This is a genomic window from Pseudacidovorax sp. DMC4 (genome assembly GCF_056314265.1).
Window position 1 is genome coordinate 364036 of the sequence record NZ_JBQUYR010000002.1, and the last position, 15539, is coordinate 379574.

The 15539-nt window shown below is 66.7% G+C and carries 17 protein-coding genes and 1 pseudogene; 12 read left to right on the forward strand and 6 right to left on the reverse strand.

Annotated elements, in window-relative coordinates:
* Positions 1–40 precede the first annotated feature (40 nt).
* The 5 genes from ACT54X_RS05345 (at position 41) to ACT54X_RS05365 (ending at position 4004) form a co-directional block, all read left to right on the forward strand.
* On the forward strand, positions 41–1003 hold the full coding sequence (locus ACT54X_RS05345; RefSeq protein WP_476345438.1) for an AraC-like ligand-binding domain-containing protein: 963 nt from the start codon (positions 41–43) through the stop codon (positions 1001–1003).
* 225 nt (positions 1004–1228) lie between these two features.
* The gene (locus ACT54X_RS05350) at positions 1229–1957 is read left to right on the forward strand and encodes an alpha/beta hydrolase (protein ID WP_114804094.1); all 729 of its coding nucleotides are present in this window, start codon (positions 1229–1231) and stop codon (positions 1955–1957) included.
* Between the two features lie 212 nt (positions 1958–2169).
* Positions 2170–2646, forward strand: a complete 477-nt coding sequence (gene greA / locus ACT54X_RS05355; RefSeq protein ID WP_017757706.1) for a transcription elongation factor GreA — start codon at positions 2170–2172, stop codon at positions 2644–2646.
* A gap of 4 nt (positions 2647–2650) precedes the next feature.
* Positions 2651–3055, forward strand: a complete 405-nt coding sequence (locus ACT54X_RS05360) for a DUF4149 domain-containing protein (protein ID WP_114804095.1) — start codon at positions 2651–2653, stop codon at positions 3053–3055.
* Positions 3056–3116: 61 nt separating this feature from the next.
* Positions 3117–4004, forward strand: a complete 888-nt coding sequence (locus tag ACT54X_RS05365) for a Kdo hydroxylase KdoO (protein ID WP_294374909.1) — start codon at positions 3117–3119, stop codon at positions 4002–4004.
* Positions 4005–4025: 21 nt separating this feature from the next.
* On the opposite strand, the gene ACT54X_RS05370 is transcribed toward ACT54X_RS05365, so the two are convergent.
* A complete protein-coding gene (locus ACT54X_RS05370; protein WP_294374965.1) occupies positions 4026–4748 on the reverse strand; it encodes a glycosyltransferase in 723 nt (240 codons plus the stop codon).
* A gap of 72 nt (positions 4749–4820) precedes the next feature.
* Positions 4821–5294, reverse strand: a complete 474-nt coding sequence (locus ACT54X_RS05375; protein ID WP_294374913.1) for a YhbY family RNA-binding protein — start codon at positions 5292–5294, stop codon at positions 4821–4823.
* Between the two features lie 20 nt (positions 5295–5314).
* On the opposite strand from ACT54X_RS05375, the gene ACT54X_RS05380 reads away from it, so the two are divergent.
* The 7 genes and pseudogenes from ACT54X_RS05380 to ACT54X_RS05410 all read left to right on the forward strand — a co-directional run bounded on the left by ACT54X_RS05380 (position 5315) and on the right by ACT54X_RS05410 (position 11340).
* On the forward strand, positions 5315–5971 hold the full coding sequence (locus tag ACT54X_RS05380) for an RlmE family RNA methyltransferase (RefSeq protein ID WP_294374915.1): 657 nt from the start codon (positions 5315–5317) through the stop codon (positions 5969–5971).
* Positions 5972–6142: 171 nt separating this feature from the next.
* Positions 6143–8062, forward strand: a complete 1920-nt coding sequence (gene ftsH, locus ACT54X_RS05385) for an ATP-dependent zinc metalloprotease FtsH (RefSeq protein WP_294374917.1) — start codon at positions 6143–6145, stop codon at positions 8060–8062.
* Positions 8059–8979 (forward strand): dihydropteroate synthase, encoded by a 921-nt coding sequence (folP, locus tag ACT54X_RS05390; RefSeq protein WP_476345442.1) that lies wholly within the window; start codon positions 8059–8061, stop codon positions 8977–8979. The genes ftsH and folP overlap by 4 nt, the downstream gene beginning before the upstream one ends.
* Entirely contained in the window at positions 8976–10310 is a 1335-nt protein-coding gene (glmM, locus tag ACT54X_RS05395) for a phosphoglucosamine mutase (RefSeq protein ID WP_294374925.1), read from the forward strand. Before folP ends, glmM begins: the two co-directional genes overlap by 4 nt.
* 10 nt (positions 10311–10320) lie before the next feature.
* On the forward strand, positions 10321–10605 hold the full coding sequence (locus tag ACT54X_RS05400) for a hypothetical protein (RefSeq protein WP_476345444.1): 285 nt from the start codon (positions 10321–10323) through the stop codon (positions 10603–10605).
* A complete protein-coding gene (locus tag ACT54X_RS05405; RefSeq protein WP_476345446.1) occupies positions 10566–10862 on the forward strand; it encodes an MOSC domain-containing protein in 297 nt (98 codons plus the stop codon). Before ACT54X_RS05400 ends, ACT54X_RS05405 begins: the two co-directional genes overlap by 40 nt.
* Positions 10862–11340, forward strand: a pseudogene (locus tag ACT54X_RS05410) (GNAT family N-acetyltransferase). Before ACT54X_RS05405 ends, ACT54X_RS05410 begins: the two are co-directional and overlap by 1 nt.
* A 119-nt stretch (positions 11341–11459) precedes the next feature.
* On the opposite strand, the gene ACT54X_RS05415 reads toward ACT54X_RS05410, so the two are convergent.
* The 4 genes from ACT54X_RS05415 to ACT54X_RS05430 all read right to left on the reverse strand — a co-directional run bounded on the left by ACT54X_RS05415 (position 11460) and on the right by ACT54X_RS05430 (position 15508).
* On the reverse strand, positions 11460–12731 hold the full coding sequence (locus tag ACT54X_RS05415; RefSeq protein ID WP_017759659.1) for an acyl-CoA dehydrogenase family protein: 1272 nt from the start codon (positions 12729–12731) through the stop codon (positions 11460–11462).
* A 46-nt stretch (positions 12732–12777) separates the two neighbouring features.
* Complete coding sequence (locus ACT54X_RS05420; protein WP_294364850.1) at positions 12778–13884, reverse strand: phosphotransferase; 1107 nt, start codon at positions 13882–13884, stop codon at positions 12778–12780.
* Positions 13885–13951: 67 nt separating this feature from the next.
* A complete protein-coding gene (locus tag ACT54X_RS05425; RefSeq protein WP_017760000.1) occupies positions 13952–14671 on the reverse strand; it encodes a Crp/Fnr family transcriptional regulator in 720 nt (239 codons plus the stop codon).
* Positions 14672–14728: 57 nt separating this feature from the next.
* Entirely contained in the window at positions 14729–15508 is a 780-nt protein-coding gene (locus tag ACT54X_RS05430) for an oxepin-CoA hydrolase, alternative type (protein WP_294364857.1), read from the reverse strand.
* Positions 15509–15539: the final 31 nt, after the last annotated feature.

The window sequence follows — 15539 nt, forward strand, 5'->3', positions numbered from 1 at the left end:
GCCCGCTTGCATGGCACGGGCGGCTCGCTAGAGTGCGCGCATGCCGCCCGCACCGCATGCCATCGCCGAGCACCGACGCCTCTGGAGCACGGAGGCCGTCGAATGCAACGAGCGGCTGGACTACTGGGTCGGCGCGATCTGCGAGGCCTTCCTCGAGATGGACTGCAGCTCGCGCGAGGCCGAGGCCTTCGGCGGGCAGCTCGCAAGCCGTGACGTCGAGGAAATCTCGGTCAACCAGGTCATCGCGTCCACGCAGGATGTCTACAGAACGCCGGCCGGCATTGCCCGCAGCCGGCGTTCCCATTTCTACCTGATCGGTCAGGCCGACCGGCCCTGGCATGTGCGCCAGGGTGGCCAGGTGGCGCATCTGCGTCCTGGCGATGCGACCCTGGTCGATGCCGCGGTGCCGTACGAGCTGCACTTTCCGCAGGGCGTGCATTGCGTGTCGGTGCAGCTTCCACGGGCCTGGGTTGCGCAATGGTTGAGCGGGCCGGAGGCGCATGGCCCCCGCGTGGCATGGCACGACCAGGGCTGGGGCCGCAGCCTGGGGGCGCTGCTGGTGCAGCTCGCGCGCGATCCGGACACCGCGGCCGCCATGCCCGCGCCCATGTTCGCGCAGCACCTGGGCGCACTGATGGGCGCGGCCTTCGAGCCGCCGCGGGCGGAGGAGGGCGCCTGCGTCAGCCTGCACGGCCGGCTGCTGACCCTGATGCGCGCGCAACTCGACCAGCCGGGCCTGCGGGCCGAGGTGCTGGCCCACGGGGCAGGCGTTTCGCTGCGGACGCTGCATCGCGCCTTTGCCGCGGCGGGCGGCACCTTCGCGGGCACGCTCCGGTCCCTGCGCATCGAGCGGGCGCAGGCGCTGTTGACGCAGCCCCGGCTTGCCCATCTGGGCGTTGGCGAAATCGGCCGGCGCTGCGGCTTCGCCGATGCGTCGCACTTCGTGCGTGAGTTCCAGCGGAGTGTCGGGGCGACGCCGGCGGCCTGGCGTCGCAGGCGCTGAGTTGCGGGCGTTTCGTCGCGCGCGGTCGCGCGGCTGGATCGGGTCGCGCCAGCTGAGCCGGGTTGCGGCGGTCGTGCTGCACAGCGGTCGTCATGGCACGGGGCGTCCATGCATGTGGCTCTTGCAGGCCATCGCGGGCCCCACCGGCCCTCTAAGGTCAGCCCTGCGCCGGCCACCGTTTTTTTCCTGCGGCCGGCTGCCTTGATCATCGAATGGAGCAACCCCATGGCAGACACCTACGTTCTCGTGCATGGCGCTTGGCACACCGGCGCCGAGATGGAAGCGACCGCGCAATTCCTTCGTGAGCGCGGCCACGTCGTCCACTGTCCCACGTTGGCCGGCAATCGTCCGGGCGACGACCGATCCGTCATCGGCCTGGCCGATGCCGTCGACTCCCTGGCGGCCTTCATCGAGCAGCAGGATCTGAAGGACGTCCGGCTCGTAGGACACAGCTACGGCGGCATGGTCATCAGCCACATGCCGCACCGGCTTCCGGGGCGCATCCGTCGCCTCGTCTACTGGAACGCCTTCGTGCCGCTGGATGGGCAATGCCTCAACGACATGGTGCCGCCACACTACCGAGAACTCTTCGACGGCGTGGCGGCGGCCAATGGTCAGGCGGTGATGCTGCCTTTTCCGATCTGGCGCGAATCCTTCATCAACGACGCTGACGAGGCTCTGGCGCGCAGCACCTATGCGCTGCTCAATCCGCACCCCTACCGCACGTTCACCGAACCGGCCGTCCTGCCGCAGCCGCTGGCTGCACTGGAGGTGGGCAAGAGCTACCTCAATGCCCAGCAGGACACCGCGCTGCCGCACAGCCTGCCGTGGCATCCGCGTCTGTCCGAGCGGCTGGGGCTGTTCCGGCTGGTGGAGTGCGCGGGCAGCCATGAGCTGTGCTTTTCCAATCCGTCCCTGCTCGCCGCGAAGATCGAGGAGGCGGGCCGCGACTGATGTCACCGGATCGCCTGCCTCGTCCGTGCGGGTTTTGACCCGGCCGCAACAGCCGGCATAATCGAATGACCGACACCGCCCGGCTCCGGCCCGGCGGTGTCGTTCTTTTTTGCCGCCGGCCCATGCCGCTGTGCGCGTCGCGCATCGGTGGGGCAGCCCCTCCTTGGGATGGGCCGCCCGGGCTTCTTTGACAGACCAGAACGACGACGGACATGGCCACCATTCCCATCACCAAGCGTGGCGCAGAAAAGCTGCGCGAAGAACTCCATCGCCTGAAGACGGTGGAGCGTCCCTCCGTGATCAACGCCATCGCCGAGGCGCGCGCCCAGGGCGACCTGAGCGAGAACGCCGACTACGACGCTGCCAAGGACCGACAGGGCTTCATCGAAGGCCGCATCCAGGAGATCGAAGGCAAGCTGTCTGCTGCGCAGGTCATCGATCCTTCCGAAATCGACGGCGGTGGCAAGGTCGTCTTCGGCGCGACGGTCGAGCTCGAGGAAGAGTCCACCGGTGACACCGTCAAGTACCAGATCGTCGGCGAGGACGAGGCCGACCTGAAGCAGGGTCTGATCAACATTTCCAGCCCCATCGCCCGTGCCCTGATCGGCAAGGAAGAAGGCGACGTGGCCGAGGTGCAGGCGCCTGGTGGTGTCAAGCGCTACGAGATCGTCGGCGTCAGCTACGCCTGAGCACATGGCCTGGAAACCGCGGGTGGCCTTGATGGCCGCCGGGCTCTGGTGGGGCAGTCTCACGGCAATCGGCTTCGTTGCTGTGCCGCTGCTGTTCATGCACCTGCCCACGCCCGCGCTCGCCGGGGCGACCGCGGCCAAGCTGTTCTCCGCCCAGACCTGGATCACCGTGGGCTGCGTGCTCCTCATGCTGGTGGCGATGGGCCGCCGGGACGAGGGCGAGCCGGAGACGCCCCCAGGCGTGGTGATGCTGATGCTCGGCGGCTTGCTGCTGGCCCTGCTGGTGGAGTACGCCGTCGCGCCGCGGATCGTCGCGCGCGAGAACCTTCGCCTGTGGCACGGCGTGGGAACGGCCATGTACGCAGCGCAATGGCTGTGTGCGGGTGCAACCCTGTGGCGTAGAGCCTAGCGAAGGCGCGTCCCGCCACTTGGTGGCACCATGGCCGGTCATAACAACATCAAGAATGACCATGGATTCCCAGATCATCGAGATCACTGCCTCGTCCGTGGGGCAGTTGCAAGAAAACCCGGAATGGACCGCCGCGCTCGAGTCCGGCAAGGTGCTGTACTTCCCGCACCTCGGCTTCGGCCTGAAAGCTGAGGAGCAGGCGCTGCTTCGCCCCGAGATGCGCGATCCGAAGTCCCGCAACATCAGCCTCGATGCCGACGGCCGACTCAAAGGCTTGGCGGGCGAGGACGCCGTCCAGGCCGCCGTCACCGCCTGGATGGGCCGATTCCGGGTCCAGTCGCAGGAGTTGATCGCGCGGCTGCTGCCTGGCTACCAGCACAAGTTGCGGCTGGCTCCCACGAGCCTGCGTCCTTCGGAGGTGGAGAGCCGCGAGCAGTCATGGCGCGCCGACGACCGCCGGCTGCACGTGGATGCCTTCCCCTCGCGGCCCAACCGGGGCGAGCGCATCCTGCGCGTGTTCACCAACATCCATCCCTCGGGTGGCGAGCGCGTCTGGCGCGTGGGCGAGCCGTTCGAGACCGTCGCCCGCACATTCCTGCCGCGCGCCAAGCCCTATGCGCTCTGGCAGGCCAAGGCGCTGGCGGCGCTGCATGTGACCAAGTCGCTGCGCAGCGAGTACGACCACCTCATGCTCCAGTTGCATGACGGCATGAAGCGTGACCTGGACTACCAGCGCAACTCGCCGCAGCAGACCGTCCACTTCCCGGCAGGCTCGACCTGGGTCTGCTTTTCGGACCAGACTTCGCATGCCGCGATGTCGGGCCAGTACATGATGGAGCAGACCCTGTTCCTGCGCGCCGGCGGCGAGTACGACCATGCGGCGAGCCCGCTGGGCATCCTCACGCGCCTCACGGGGCGGTCGCTCGTGGGCGCAGACGCGGCGGGCTGAACGAGACCCGCGCAGGCGCGGCTATTCGCGCCAGTGCTCGTCGACCCAGGCGGCGGGCTCGATATGCCGGAAGCGCCGGTTACGTCGGCCAGCGAGCGCGTCCGGCGGATTGCATTCCCCATGGAAGATGACGATGCGGGCACCGGGCGGCACCACGGGCGCCTTCCAAAGGTTGGTGGGCCAGGGCGGGATGCTGTGGTACTTGAAACTCGGGCACCACTCGGCTGGCCAGTAGCTCAGCTTGCCCTGGCGATGCATGAAGGCAGACAGGTAGGCCTGTTCGTTGCGGTATTGCCGCGGCACCTCGTCCATGTGGGCGCGGAAGTACGCCAGCACGTCCGCATGGGCACCCAGCTCGAAGCGATAGACCGAGGAATTGCCCGTCACCCGTTCGCCGAATCGCCAGAAGCGCGGGTAGTCGTGGATGATGAGGAATTCACCGGGTTGCTCGAAGAAGGCATCCAGGCCGCCGACGATCACCACGTCGAGGTCGACGAACAGCGCCGTGCCGCGCAGGCCGTGCAGGTCCGCTTCGAAGGTGGTGAGCTTGCGCCAGGCACGGTCGGGCTGGCCGGGCTTGAGCTCCATTGCCAGTTGCGGGATGGGCAGGCAGCGCACCTCGGGGCGGATGCCCCGGTCGTCGTCCGTGAGGCAGACGAAGCTGAAGTCGCCGGTCATGTGCCGGCGGGCCATTGCATAAAGACGGTTGACGTAGTGGGGCCCGTACTTGGTGCCCCACTTCATGCACAGGATGTGCCGTTGGCTCTCCGCCGGCGCGCCATCGGCAGCGCTGGCGGCTGAAATCGCGCTCACGCGTCAGTCCTGCCGCTTCTTGATGGATTTCTGCTTGGGCTTGGCGCGCTTGACCAGTCCGCCGGGCGTGAGGCGCTGGTTGCCCAGCACGCGCAGCATCTTGACCTCCGGCCGCTGGCCGCCACGCTTGCTGTACTTGAGGATCTTGACGTCGCGCGGGCCGGGCATGCGGTCCTCGTCCTCTTCGCCGCGGGTCTTGGCCGGCTTGGGACGCCAAAGCACGAGCAACTTGCCGATGTGCTGGATGGGCGCGGCGTCCAGGGCATCGGCCAGCTCGCCCAGCATGGCTTCACGGGCGAGGCGGTCGTCGGAGAAGACGCGGATCTTGATGAGACCGTGTGCCTTGAGGGCCGCGTCGGCTTCCTTCTTGACGGCGTCGGTGAGCCCGTCGCTGCCGATCATGACGATCGGGTCGAGGTGGTGGGCGTCCGCACGATGCGCCTTGCGCTGTGCGGGAGTCAGTTGAATGGCGGGCATCCCCGTATTATCGAGCCCGCATGAAAGTCCGCACCCAGAGCAAGAAGGTCAACAAGGCCTGGCTCAACGATCACGTCAACGATCCTTACGTCAAACTGGCCGCGAAGGAGGGTTATCGCGCCCGCGCGGCCTACAAGCTCAAGGAGATCGACGAAGCCTTCGGCCTGGTGCGGCCGGGGCAGGTGGTGGTGGATCTGGGGTCCACACCGGGTGCCTGGAGCCAGTACCTGCGCCGGCGCATGGCACCCGTGGGCGCGGCGCAAGGTGCGCTGGACGGGACGCTGATCGCTTTGGACATCCTGCCGATGGAACCGATCGAAGGCGTCGTCTTCCTGCAGGGGGACTTTCGTGAGCCGGAGGTGCTGGCGCAGCTGGAGGCTGCCGTCGCCGGGCGGCCGGTGGATCTGGTGGTGTCGGACATGGCCCCGAATCTGTCCGGCATCGAGTCGGCGGACGCGGCGCGCGTCGAGAACCTGGTGGAACTGGCCTTGGATTTCGCGCTCCATCACCTGCGTCCTGAAGGGGCCCTGGTGACGAAGGTTTTTCATGGTGCCGCCTACGACCCGCTGGTGCGCCTGTTCAAGGCAACGTTCAAGGTGGTGAAGCCCCACAAGCCCAAGTCGTCGCGGGACCGCTCGTCGGAAACCTTCCTCGTGGGGATCGGACTGAAGTCTTGATGCGCCGCAGCTTCAGTGCGATTCGAATTTTGTAACCGTGCTGGCCCTATGGGCGTCATAGGCGTGTAGGTCTTTTTCGCAGCTTGAAAAGCCTAAAATAACCGTCAATTAGCATCGTGCAAGGGTTCACGATGGCGCGTGTCCCACCGCGCATTACGACTGGAGCTTCGTTTGAACAACAATCAGTGGTTTTCCAAGATCGCCGTCTGGCTGGTCATCGCCATGGTGCTTTTTACGGTGTTCAAGCAATTTGACACCCGGGGCGCCATGGGATCCGGCACGGTGAACTACTCCGAGTTCCTGGAGCAGGTCCGCAACAATCAGATCAAGAGCGCGGTCATCCCCGAAGGCTTGGCCGGTGGTGAAATCACCGCCATCACCAACGACGACCGGAAGATCCGCACCAACGCCACCGTGCTGGATCGAGGCCTCGTCGGCGATCTCATCGACCACAACGTCAAGTTCGACGTCAAGCCGCGCGAAGAGGGCTCGTTGCTCATGACGCTGCTGGTGAGCTGGGGCCCCATGCTGCTGCTCATCGGCGTGTGGGTGTACTTCATGCGCCAGATGCAGGGCGGCGGCAAGGGCGGCGCCTTCAGCTTCGGCAAGAGCAAGGCGCGCATGCTGGACGAGAACAACAACACCGTCACTTTTGCGGACGTCGCGGGCTGCGACGAGGCCAAGGAAGAGGTGAAGGAGGTCGTCGACTTCCTGAAGGACCCGCAGAAGTTCCAGAAGCTGGGTGGCCGCATTCCCCGAGGCCTTCTGCTGGTCGGCCCTCCGGGCACCGGCAAGACGCTGCTGGCCAAGTCCATCGCCGGCGAAGCCAAGGTGCCGTTCTTCAGCATATCGGGCTCGGACTTCGTGGAAATGTTCGTCGGCGTGGGCGCGGCGCGTGTGCGCGACATGTTCGAGAACGCCAAGAAGAACGCGCCCTGCATCATCTTCATCGATGAAATCGACGCTGTCGGCCGCCAGCGTGGCGCGGGCCTGGGCGGCGGCAACGACGAGCGCGAGCAGACTCTCAACCAGATGCTGGTCGAGATGGACGGCTTCGAGACCAACCTCGGCGTGATCGTCGTCGCTGCGACGAACCGCCCGGACATCCTGGACGCTGCGCTGCTCCGCCCCGGCCGCTTCGACCGCCAGGTCTATGTGACGCTGCCGGACATCCGGGGTCGCGAGCAGATCCTGAGCGTGCACATGCGCAAGATCCCGGTAGGCCAGGACGTCAACCCGAGCATCATCGCCCGCGGCACGCCTGGCATGTCCGGTGCCGACCTGGCCAACCTGTGCAACGAAGCCGCGCTCATGGCGGCCCGCCGCAATGCCCGCGTCGTGGAGATGCAGGACTTCGAGAAGGCCAAGGACAAGATCTTCATGGGCCCCGAGCGCAAGAGCATGGTCATGCCCGAGGAAGAGCGCCGCAACACGGCCTATCACGAGTCCGGTCATGCGTTGATCGGCAAGATGCTGCCCAAGTGCGATCCGGTCCATAAGGTCACGATCATCCCCCGCGGTCGTGCGCTCGGCGTGACGATGAGCCTGCCCGAGAACGACCGCTACAGCTACGACCGCGAGTACATGCTGAACCAGATCAGCATGCTGTTCGGTGGCCGGATCGCTGAAGAGGTATTCATGAACCAGATGACGACCGGCGCTTCGAACGACTTCGAGCGTGCCACCAATCTGGCCCGCGACATGGTCATGAAGTACGGCATGAGCGAGGCTCTGGGCCCGATGGTCTATGCCGAGAACGAGGGCGAGGTGTTCCTGGGTCGTTCGGTGACCAAGACCACCAACATGAGCGAAGCCACCATGCAGAAGGTGGACTCGGAAGTGCGCCGCATCATTGACGAGCAGTACGCCCTGGCGCGCCGTCTGATCGAGGAGAACAGCGACAAGATGCACGCCATGGCCAAGGCCCTGCTCGAATGGGAGACCATCGACGCCGAGCAGCTGGACGACATCATGGCTGGCCGCGAGCCGCGTCCGCCCAAGGACTTCACGCCGCGCACGCCGTCCTCCGGTGGCGGCGGCAGCGGTGGCGCTCCGGCCGTCAAGCCCGACCCGGCGCCTACCGCAGCATGATGCCGGCCGAACACGGCACGCAGACGGGGCCTTCGGGCCCCGTTTTCTTTGGTTGGCAGGCTGGTCGCTTCCAGCTGGATCTGGCCCGGCCGCTGGTGATGGGCATCGTCAACGTGACGCCCGATTCCTTCTCGGACGGCGGCTCGCATGCCGATGTGTCTTCTGCGCTGGCGCACTGCGAACAACTCCTTTCCGAAGGGGCCGACATTCTCGACATCGGTGGTGAATCCACCCGACCCGGAAGTCCCGCCGTGCCGCTGGAGGAAGAGCTTCGACGGGTCATGCCGGTGATCCGCGAAGCGGTCCGGCTGGGTGTGCCGCTGTCCATCGACACCTACAAGCCGCAGGTGATGCAGGCCGTGCTCGACCTGGGCGCGGACATCGTCAACGACATCTGGAGCCTGCGGCAGCCAGGCGCCCGCGAGGTCGTGGCGGGCCATCCTCGCTGCGGCGTCTGTCTGATGCACATGCACCGCGATCCGCAGACCATGCAGGTGGCGCCCATGGAGGGCGACGCCGTGGCTCAGTCGATGGACTTTCTGGCGGCACAGGCGCGTCAGCTTCAAGCCTTGGGCGTGGCCGCCGAGCGCATCGTGATCGACCCTGGCGTGGGCTTCGGCAAGACCGTTGAGCAGAATTTCGCACTTCTGGCCCGCCAGCAGGCCTTCGCGCAACTTGGTTTCCCGATTCTTGCGGGATGGTCGCGAAAATCTGCGCTGGGTGTCGTCACCGGCCTGGCGGAGGCGTCACAACGCGCCCTGCCCAGCGTGGTGGCTGCCGTGCTCGCGGCCGACCGCGGCGCTCGCGTGCTGCGTGTGCACGACGTGCGCGAGACGGTGCAGGGGTTGGCCGTGTGGTCAGCCATGCGGGCCCAGACTCCGGCCCCTCGACCACAACAACAAGAACCCGACACATGACCAGACAGTATTTCGGCACGGACGGTATCCGTGGCACCGTGGGGCAGGCCCCGATCACCCCCGACTTCGTGCTGCGCCTCGCGCATGCGGTGGGGCGCGTGCTCAAGCGCAAGGAGGCGCGGCCCACCGTCCTCATCGGCAAGGACACGCGCATTTCCGGCTACATGCTGGAGTCGGCCATGGAGTCCGGCTTCAACTCGGCGGGCGTCGACGTGCTGTTGCTGGGGCCCTTGCCGACGCCGGGCGTGGCATACCTGACTCGTGCCCAGCGAGCCAGTCTTGGCGTGGTGATCAGCGCGAGCCACAACGCCTATCCCGACAACGGCATCAAGTTCTTCAGCGCGCAAGGGACCAAGCTCAGCGACGAGTGGGAGGCCGAGGTTGAGGCTGCGCTGGCCGAGCCGCCCGTGTGGGTCGACTCCGCCGGGTTGGGCCGTGCCCGTCGGCTGAGCGATGCCGCGGGCCGCTACATCGAGTTCTGCAAGAGCACCTTCCCGACCGACCTCAGCCTGCGCGGCATGCGCCTGGTGGTGGACGCAGCGCACGGCGCGGCCTACCAGGTGGCGCCCAACATCTTCCACGAGTTGGGTGCGGATGTGGCCAGCATCGGCGTGCGGCCCGACGGACTCAACATCAACAAGGGCGTGGGTGCCACCCATCCCGGCGCCTTGGTGGCCGAGGTCAAGGCGCAGGGTGCGGATTACGGCATCGCGCTCGACGGCGACGCCGATCGCCTGCAGATGGTCGATGCGTCGGGGCGGCTGTTCAACGGCGACGAGCTGCTGTACCTGATGGCCATGGACCGCGTGGCACGCGGCACGCCAGTGGAAGGCGTGGTCGGCACGCTGATGACCAACAAGGCGGTGGAGGTGGCCTTGCGTAAGGCCGGAATCGACTTCGTCCGCGCCAAGGTGGGTGACCGCTATGTGCTGGAAGAGCTGGAGCGCCGCGGCTGGCTGCTGGGCGGCGAAGGCTCGGGCCACCTGCTGGCGCTGGACCGGCACACCACCGGCGATGGCCTGGTCAGCGCACTGCAGGTGCTCCAGGCCATCGTGCGTCGGGGGCGCAGCATGGCCGAGCTGCTGGCCGAGGTGCAGCTCTTCCCGCAGTGTCTGGTCAACGTGCGGCTCGCCCCTGGACAGGACTGGAAGGCCAATCAAGCCCTGGCCGAGGAAAGCGCCCGCGTGGAGACCGAGTTGGGCGACCAGGGCCGCGTGCTGATCCGTGCCAGCGGCACGGAGCCGTTGCTGCGGGTGATGGTGGAAGCGTCCGAGGAGGCACGCGCCCACGCGCTGGCCTCGCGCATTGCGGCCACGGTCGCCGTCGCCTGAGCCGGCGGACATGCAGGCGCGCGTCGCGGCCGTCCACGCCAGCACCGTGCATGGCTTCTCCAAGTTCGAGGAGGACCACATCGTGCTGGTCGAAGGGCAGGGGGTCGAAGGGGATGCCCATGCGGGCAAGACCGTGAAGCACCGCTCGCGCGTGGCCCGCAATCCGCAGCAGCCCAACTTGCGCCAGGTGCACCTGCTGCATGCCGAACTGTTCGACGAGTTGCTGCCGAGGGGCTTCCGGTCTTTCCCGGCGAAATGGGTGAGAACATCACGACGCGTGGCCTGGACCTTCTGAGCCTGCCGACCGGCACGCGGCTGCGGATCGGCGCAAGCGCCGAACTGATGCTCACGGGCCTGCGCAATCCATGCAAGCAGATCGACCGCTTCCAGCCCGGGTTGATGGCCGCAGTGCTGGACCGCGATGCCGAGGGCCATACCGTGCGCAAGGCAGGCGTGATGGCCATCGTGACCGCGGGTGGTTCGGTGGCCGCCGGTGACGCGATCACCGTCGTCCTGCCTGCACAACCCTATCGTCCCTTGGAACCTGTCTGATGCGCACCCACCTCGTCGACTACCTCGATCCGCAGCAGGCCGACGCGCTGGTGCGGCTGCTCGATGCCTATGCTTGCGATCCGGCCGGTGGTGGGCAACCGCTGGACGCCGAAGCCAAACGCCAGTTGCCGGCCGCCCTTGCAGCCCGCCCGCAGGCCTTCAGCGTTCTGGCCTATGACGCGCAGGACGAGCCCGTCGGGCTCATCAACTGCTTCGAAGGTTTTTCCACCTTTGCCTGCCGGCCGCTGGTGAATGTCCACGACGTGGTGGTGCTGGCGCATGCGCGCGGGCAGGGCGTGGCGCAGCAATGCTGGCTGCCGTGGAGGAAGAGGCCCGCCGGCGCGGTGCCTGCAAGCTGACGCTGGAAGTGCTTTCGGGCAATGCGCCCGCGCTCAACGCCTACCGGCGCGCGGGTTTCGATGGCTACGAGCTCGACCCGGCGTACGGCAAGGCAATCTTCCTTCAGAAGAAGCTCTAGCTCGCCTGCTGCCGTCCGCGCGTGATCGCGCTCGATCGGCAGTGACGCGACCCTGGAAGCAAAAAGCCGCTGCAGCCCGTCGAGGCTGCAGCGGCTCTTGTCTCTGTGCGGCCCTGAACTCAGAAGCGCGTGACGGGCGGCTCGATCGGCGTCTTGTCCGCCGCGTACTTGCCCAGTTCCCACTTCGCAATGGCATTGCGGTGCACTTCGTCCGGGCCGTCGGCGAAGCGCAGCGTGCGGGCATTGGCGTAGGCATAGGCCAGCGGGAAGTCATCGCTCATGCCACCGCCACCATGCACCTGCATTGCCCAGTCGATCACCTGGCAGGCCATGCTGGGCGCCACCACCTTGATCATGGCGATGTCCGTCTTGGCGACCTTGTTGCCGGCGACGTCCATCAGCCAGGCGGCCTTGAGCGTCAGCAGGCGGGCCATGTCGATGCGGCAGCGTGCTTCGGCAATGCGCTCCTGCGTCACCGTCTGCGCGGCCACGGCCTTGCCGAAGGCAACGCGGGAAGACGCGCGGCGGCACATGAGCTCCAGCGCACGTTCGGCCAGGCCGATCAGGCGCATGCAGTGGTGGATGCGGCCTGGGCCTAGGCGGCCCTGGGCGATCTCGAAGCCTCGGCCTTCACCCAGCAGGATGTTGCTGGCCGGCACGCGCACGTTCTCGAACACCATCTCCATGTGGCCATGGGGCGCGTCGTCGTAGCCCATCACGTTGAGCGGACGCAGGATCTTGATGCCGGGCGTGCCCTCGGGCACCAGCACCATGCTCTGCTGCGAATGCTTGGGCGCCTCCGGGTCGGACTTGCCCATGGTGATGAAGACCTTGCAGCGCGGGTCGCCGGCGCCCGAGATCCACCACTTGCGGCCGTTGATCACGTACTCGTCGCCCTGGCGCTCGATGCGGGTCTCGATGTTGGTGGCATCGCTGGAGGCCACGGCGGGTTCGGTCATGGCGAAGGCCGAGCGGATCTTGCCGTCGAGCAGCGGCGTCAGCCATTGCTCGCGATGCGCATCGGAGCCGTAGCGTGCGATGGTCTCCATGTTGCCCGTGTCGGGCGCCGAGCAGTTGAAGACCTCGGATGCCCATGGCACACGGCCCATCAACTCAGCCAACGGCGCGTACTCCATGTTGGTGAGGCCGCCGCCCTTCTTCTTGGCCAACTCGGCCGTATCGTTGGGCAGGAACAGGTTCCACAGGTCCTGGGCGCGGGCCTTGTCTTTCAGGCGCTCGATCACCTGCAGCGGCGTCCAGCGCTTGCCGGCGGCCGTATTGGCTTCCATCTCCTGCGCATACTCCGCCTCGGCCGGAAAGATGTACTCGTCCATGAAGTCGCTGACGCGCTTCTGCAGGTCCTTGACCTTGGGGGAAAAATCGAACTCCATGCTGTCTCCGGTGGTGGGTGTCGGGTCGTGAAAAGCGGCGCTGTCCTCAGGCGCGCTGGGCGAATTGCCAGGCCAACTGCGCCATGGGACGGGCGCCCTTGGCGGAATTGACCGCCTGCTCGCTGGAGGCGGTGCCGGCTTCCACCCGCTTGGCGATGCCTTGCAGGATGGCGGCGATACGGAACAGGTTGTAGGCGAGGTAGAAGTTCCAGTCCTGCGCCAGCGCCTCGGGGGTGGTGAGCCCTGTGCGCTCGCAGTAGCGGCGCACGTAGTCCTTCTCGGACGGAATGCCGAGAGGCGCCAAGTCCACCCCGCCGATGCCGCGGAAGGTGCCTGCCGGGATGTGCCAAGACATGCAGTGGTAGCTGAAATCGGCCAGCGGATGGCCCAGCGTGGACAACTCCCAGTCCAGGACCGCGATGACGCGCGGCTGATCGGCCGCGAACATGATGTTGTCGAGGCGGTAGTCGCCGTGGACGATCGACACCTTCGAGGCATCGAGTGCGCTGGCCGGAATGTTGGCCGGCAGCCACTCGAGCAGGCGCTCCATCTCGTCGATGGGCTGCGACAACTCGCCGGCGCCATCGGTGGAGGCCTTGTACTGCTTGCTCCAGCGGCCGATCTGGCGCTCGAAGTAGTTGCCGGGCTTGCCGTAGTCGCCCAGGCCGCGAGAGGCGAAGTCGACCGTATGCAGCGCCGCCATGACGCGGTTCATCTCGTCGTAGATCGCGGTGCGCTCGGCATTGGACATGCCGGGCAGCGTCTGGTCCCACAGTACGCGGCCCTGCATGCACTCCATGACGTAGAAGGCGCGGCCGATCACCGATTCGTCCTCGCACAGGGCCAGCATCTTCGGCACGGGCACATCGGAGCCTGCCAGGCCATGCATCACCTTGTATTCGCGCTCCACGGCATGGGCCGAGGGCAGCAGCTTGGCCACCGGGCCTGGCTTGGCGCGCATCACGTACTGACGGCCGGGCGTCAGCAGCTTGTACGTGGGATTGGACTGGCCGCCCTTGAACATCTCGATGCTCAATGGGCCCTTGAAGTCTTCCACGTGCGTGGTGAGCCAGGCTTCGAGAGCCTGCACGTCGACCGCATGCTGGGAGGACACCGCGCGGGTGCCGACGAAGGTGCTGAAGTCCTGGCTCATGTCTCTTGGCTTTTTCTTTGTTCTTGAAAGGGAGCGGGGCGGCCCTGTCGCGCCCCGCACGGCGCGCTCAGCTGTCCGCCTGCGAGATGCGGGTGAGCGCGTCGCGGTCCAGCACCACCAGCCCCGCCGGCTCGATGCGGATCGCGCCCTCGCGCTCCATCGTCTTGAGTTCCTGGTTGACGCGCTGACGCGAGGCACCCAGCAATTGCGCCAACTCTTCCTGTGCCAGCTGCAGGCCGATGCGCGTCTGGCTTCCGTCGGCCAGATTGGGGACGCCGTAGCTGCGCACCAGATGCACCAGCTGCTTGGCCAGCCGCGCCCGAAGGGGCAGGGTGTTCAGGTCTTCCACCAGGCCAAAGAGCGTGCGGATGCGTCGCGCCTGCAGGCGCATCAGCGCCTCGTACAACTCCACGTGGGCGGTGAGGATCTTGTTGAAGTCCGCACGTGCCACGCACAGGATGGTCGTGTCGCCATGCGCATAGGCGTCGTGCGTGCGCCGGTCGCCATCGAACATCGCGACGTCCCCGAACCAGATGCCCGGCTCGACGTACGTCAGCGTCACTTGCTTGCCCGAGACCGCCGTCGAACTCACACGCACCGCGCCCTTCGCACAGGCGATCCACTGGTCTGGCGGATCGCCCCGTGCGGCGATCAGGTCGCCGTCCTTGTAGCGTTTGACGAAGGCACATCGGAGGATGTCGTGACGGAGCGAAGGGGAGAGTGAAGTGAACCAGCGGCCACTGTTGATGGCTTCTCGTTCTTCGATGGTAAGAATGGGGTCATCCATGGCGTGTCGTTTGCGTGACTGGATCTTGCGGGCTTGTCGCAGGGGCGACCAGCATGCTCATTGGTAGTTCGGCGTGGTCTTGCCGAGGAAAGCGCCGATGCCGATGCCGGCGTTGGCATGGTGGAGGTTGCGCACGAAGTGTTCGCGCTCCTGGCCCAACTGCTCGCCGAGCGTGCGGCCCCGGGCCTCGCCCAGAAGCTCCTTGATGCTGGCCAGCGCATTGGGAGCACGGGCCTCCAGCTTCTGGGCAAGGGCCATCGCTTCGTCCAGCGCATTGCCGGTCTCGGTCAGCGTGTTGACCAGGCCGAGTTCGTGCAGGCGCGATGCGGTGATGCGCTCACCGTTCATCAGCCATTCGGTGGCCAGTTGTCGCGGCAGCCACTGCGCCAGATGCCAGCTGAGGCCACCATCGGGGGACAGGGCAACGTTGCTGTATGACGCCGCGAACACGGCATCGCGCGCCGAGATCACCAGATCGCACGCCATGGCCAACGAGAACCCCGCGCCGGCGGCGGCACCTTCCACGGCGGCGATCACCGGCTTCGGAAAACTGCGGATGGCCTCGATCCAGTTGTGCAGTGCGTCGATGCTTTCGGCCTGCACGCTGGGATCGCGCTCCCGGTTGGATTGCAGCCGCTGCAGTGACCCGCCTGCGCAAAACCAGCGGCCTTCGCCGACCAGCACCACGCAGCGTATTTCGGCATTGCTGCCAGCGCCGTACAGGGCCTCGACGCCGGCGGCATACATCTCGGGGCCGAGCGCGTTGCGCTGGGCAGGATTGGACAGGGTCAGCACCATCGTGCGGCCCTGCGTGGTGCTCTTCAATTCCGCGCTCATCGGGAAGGCTCCGTGGCAGCGTCGGGCCGGG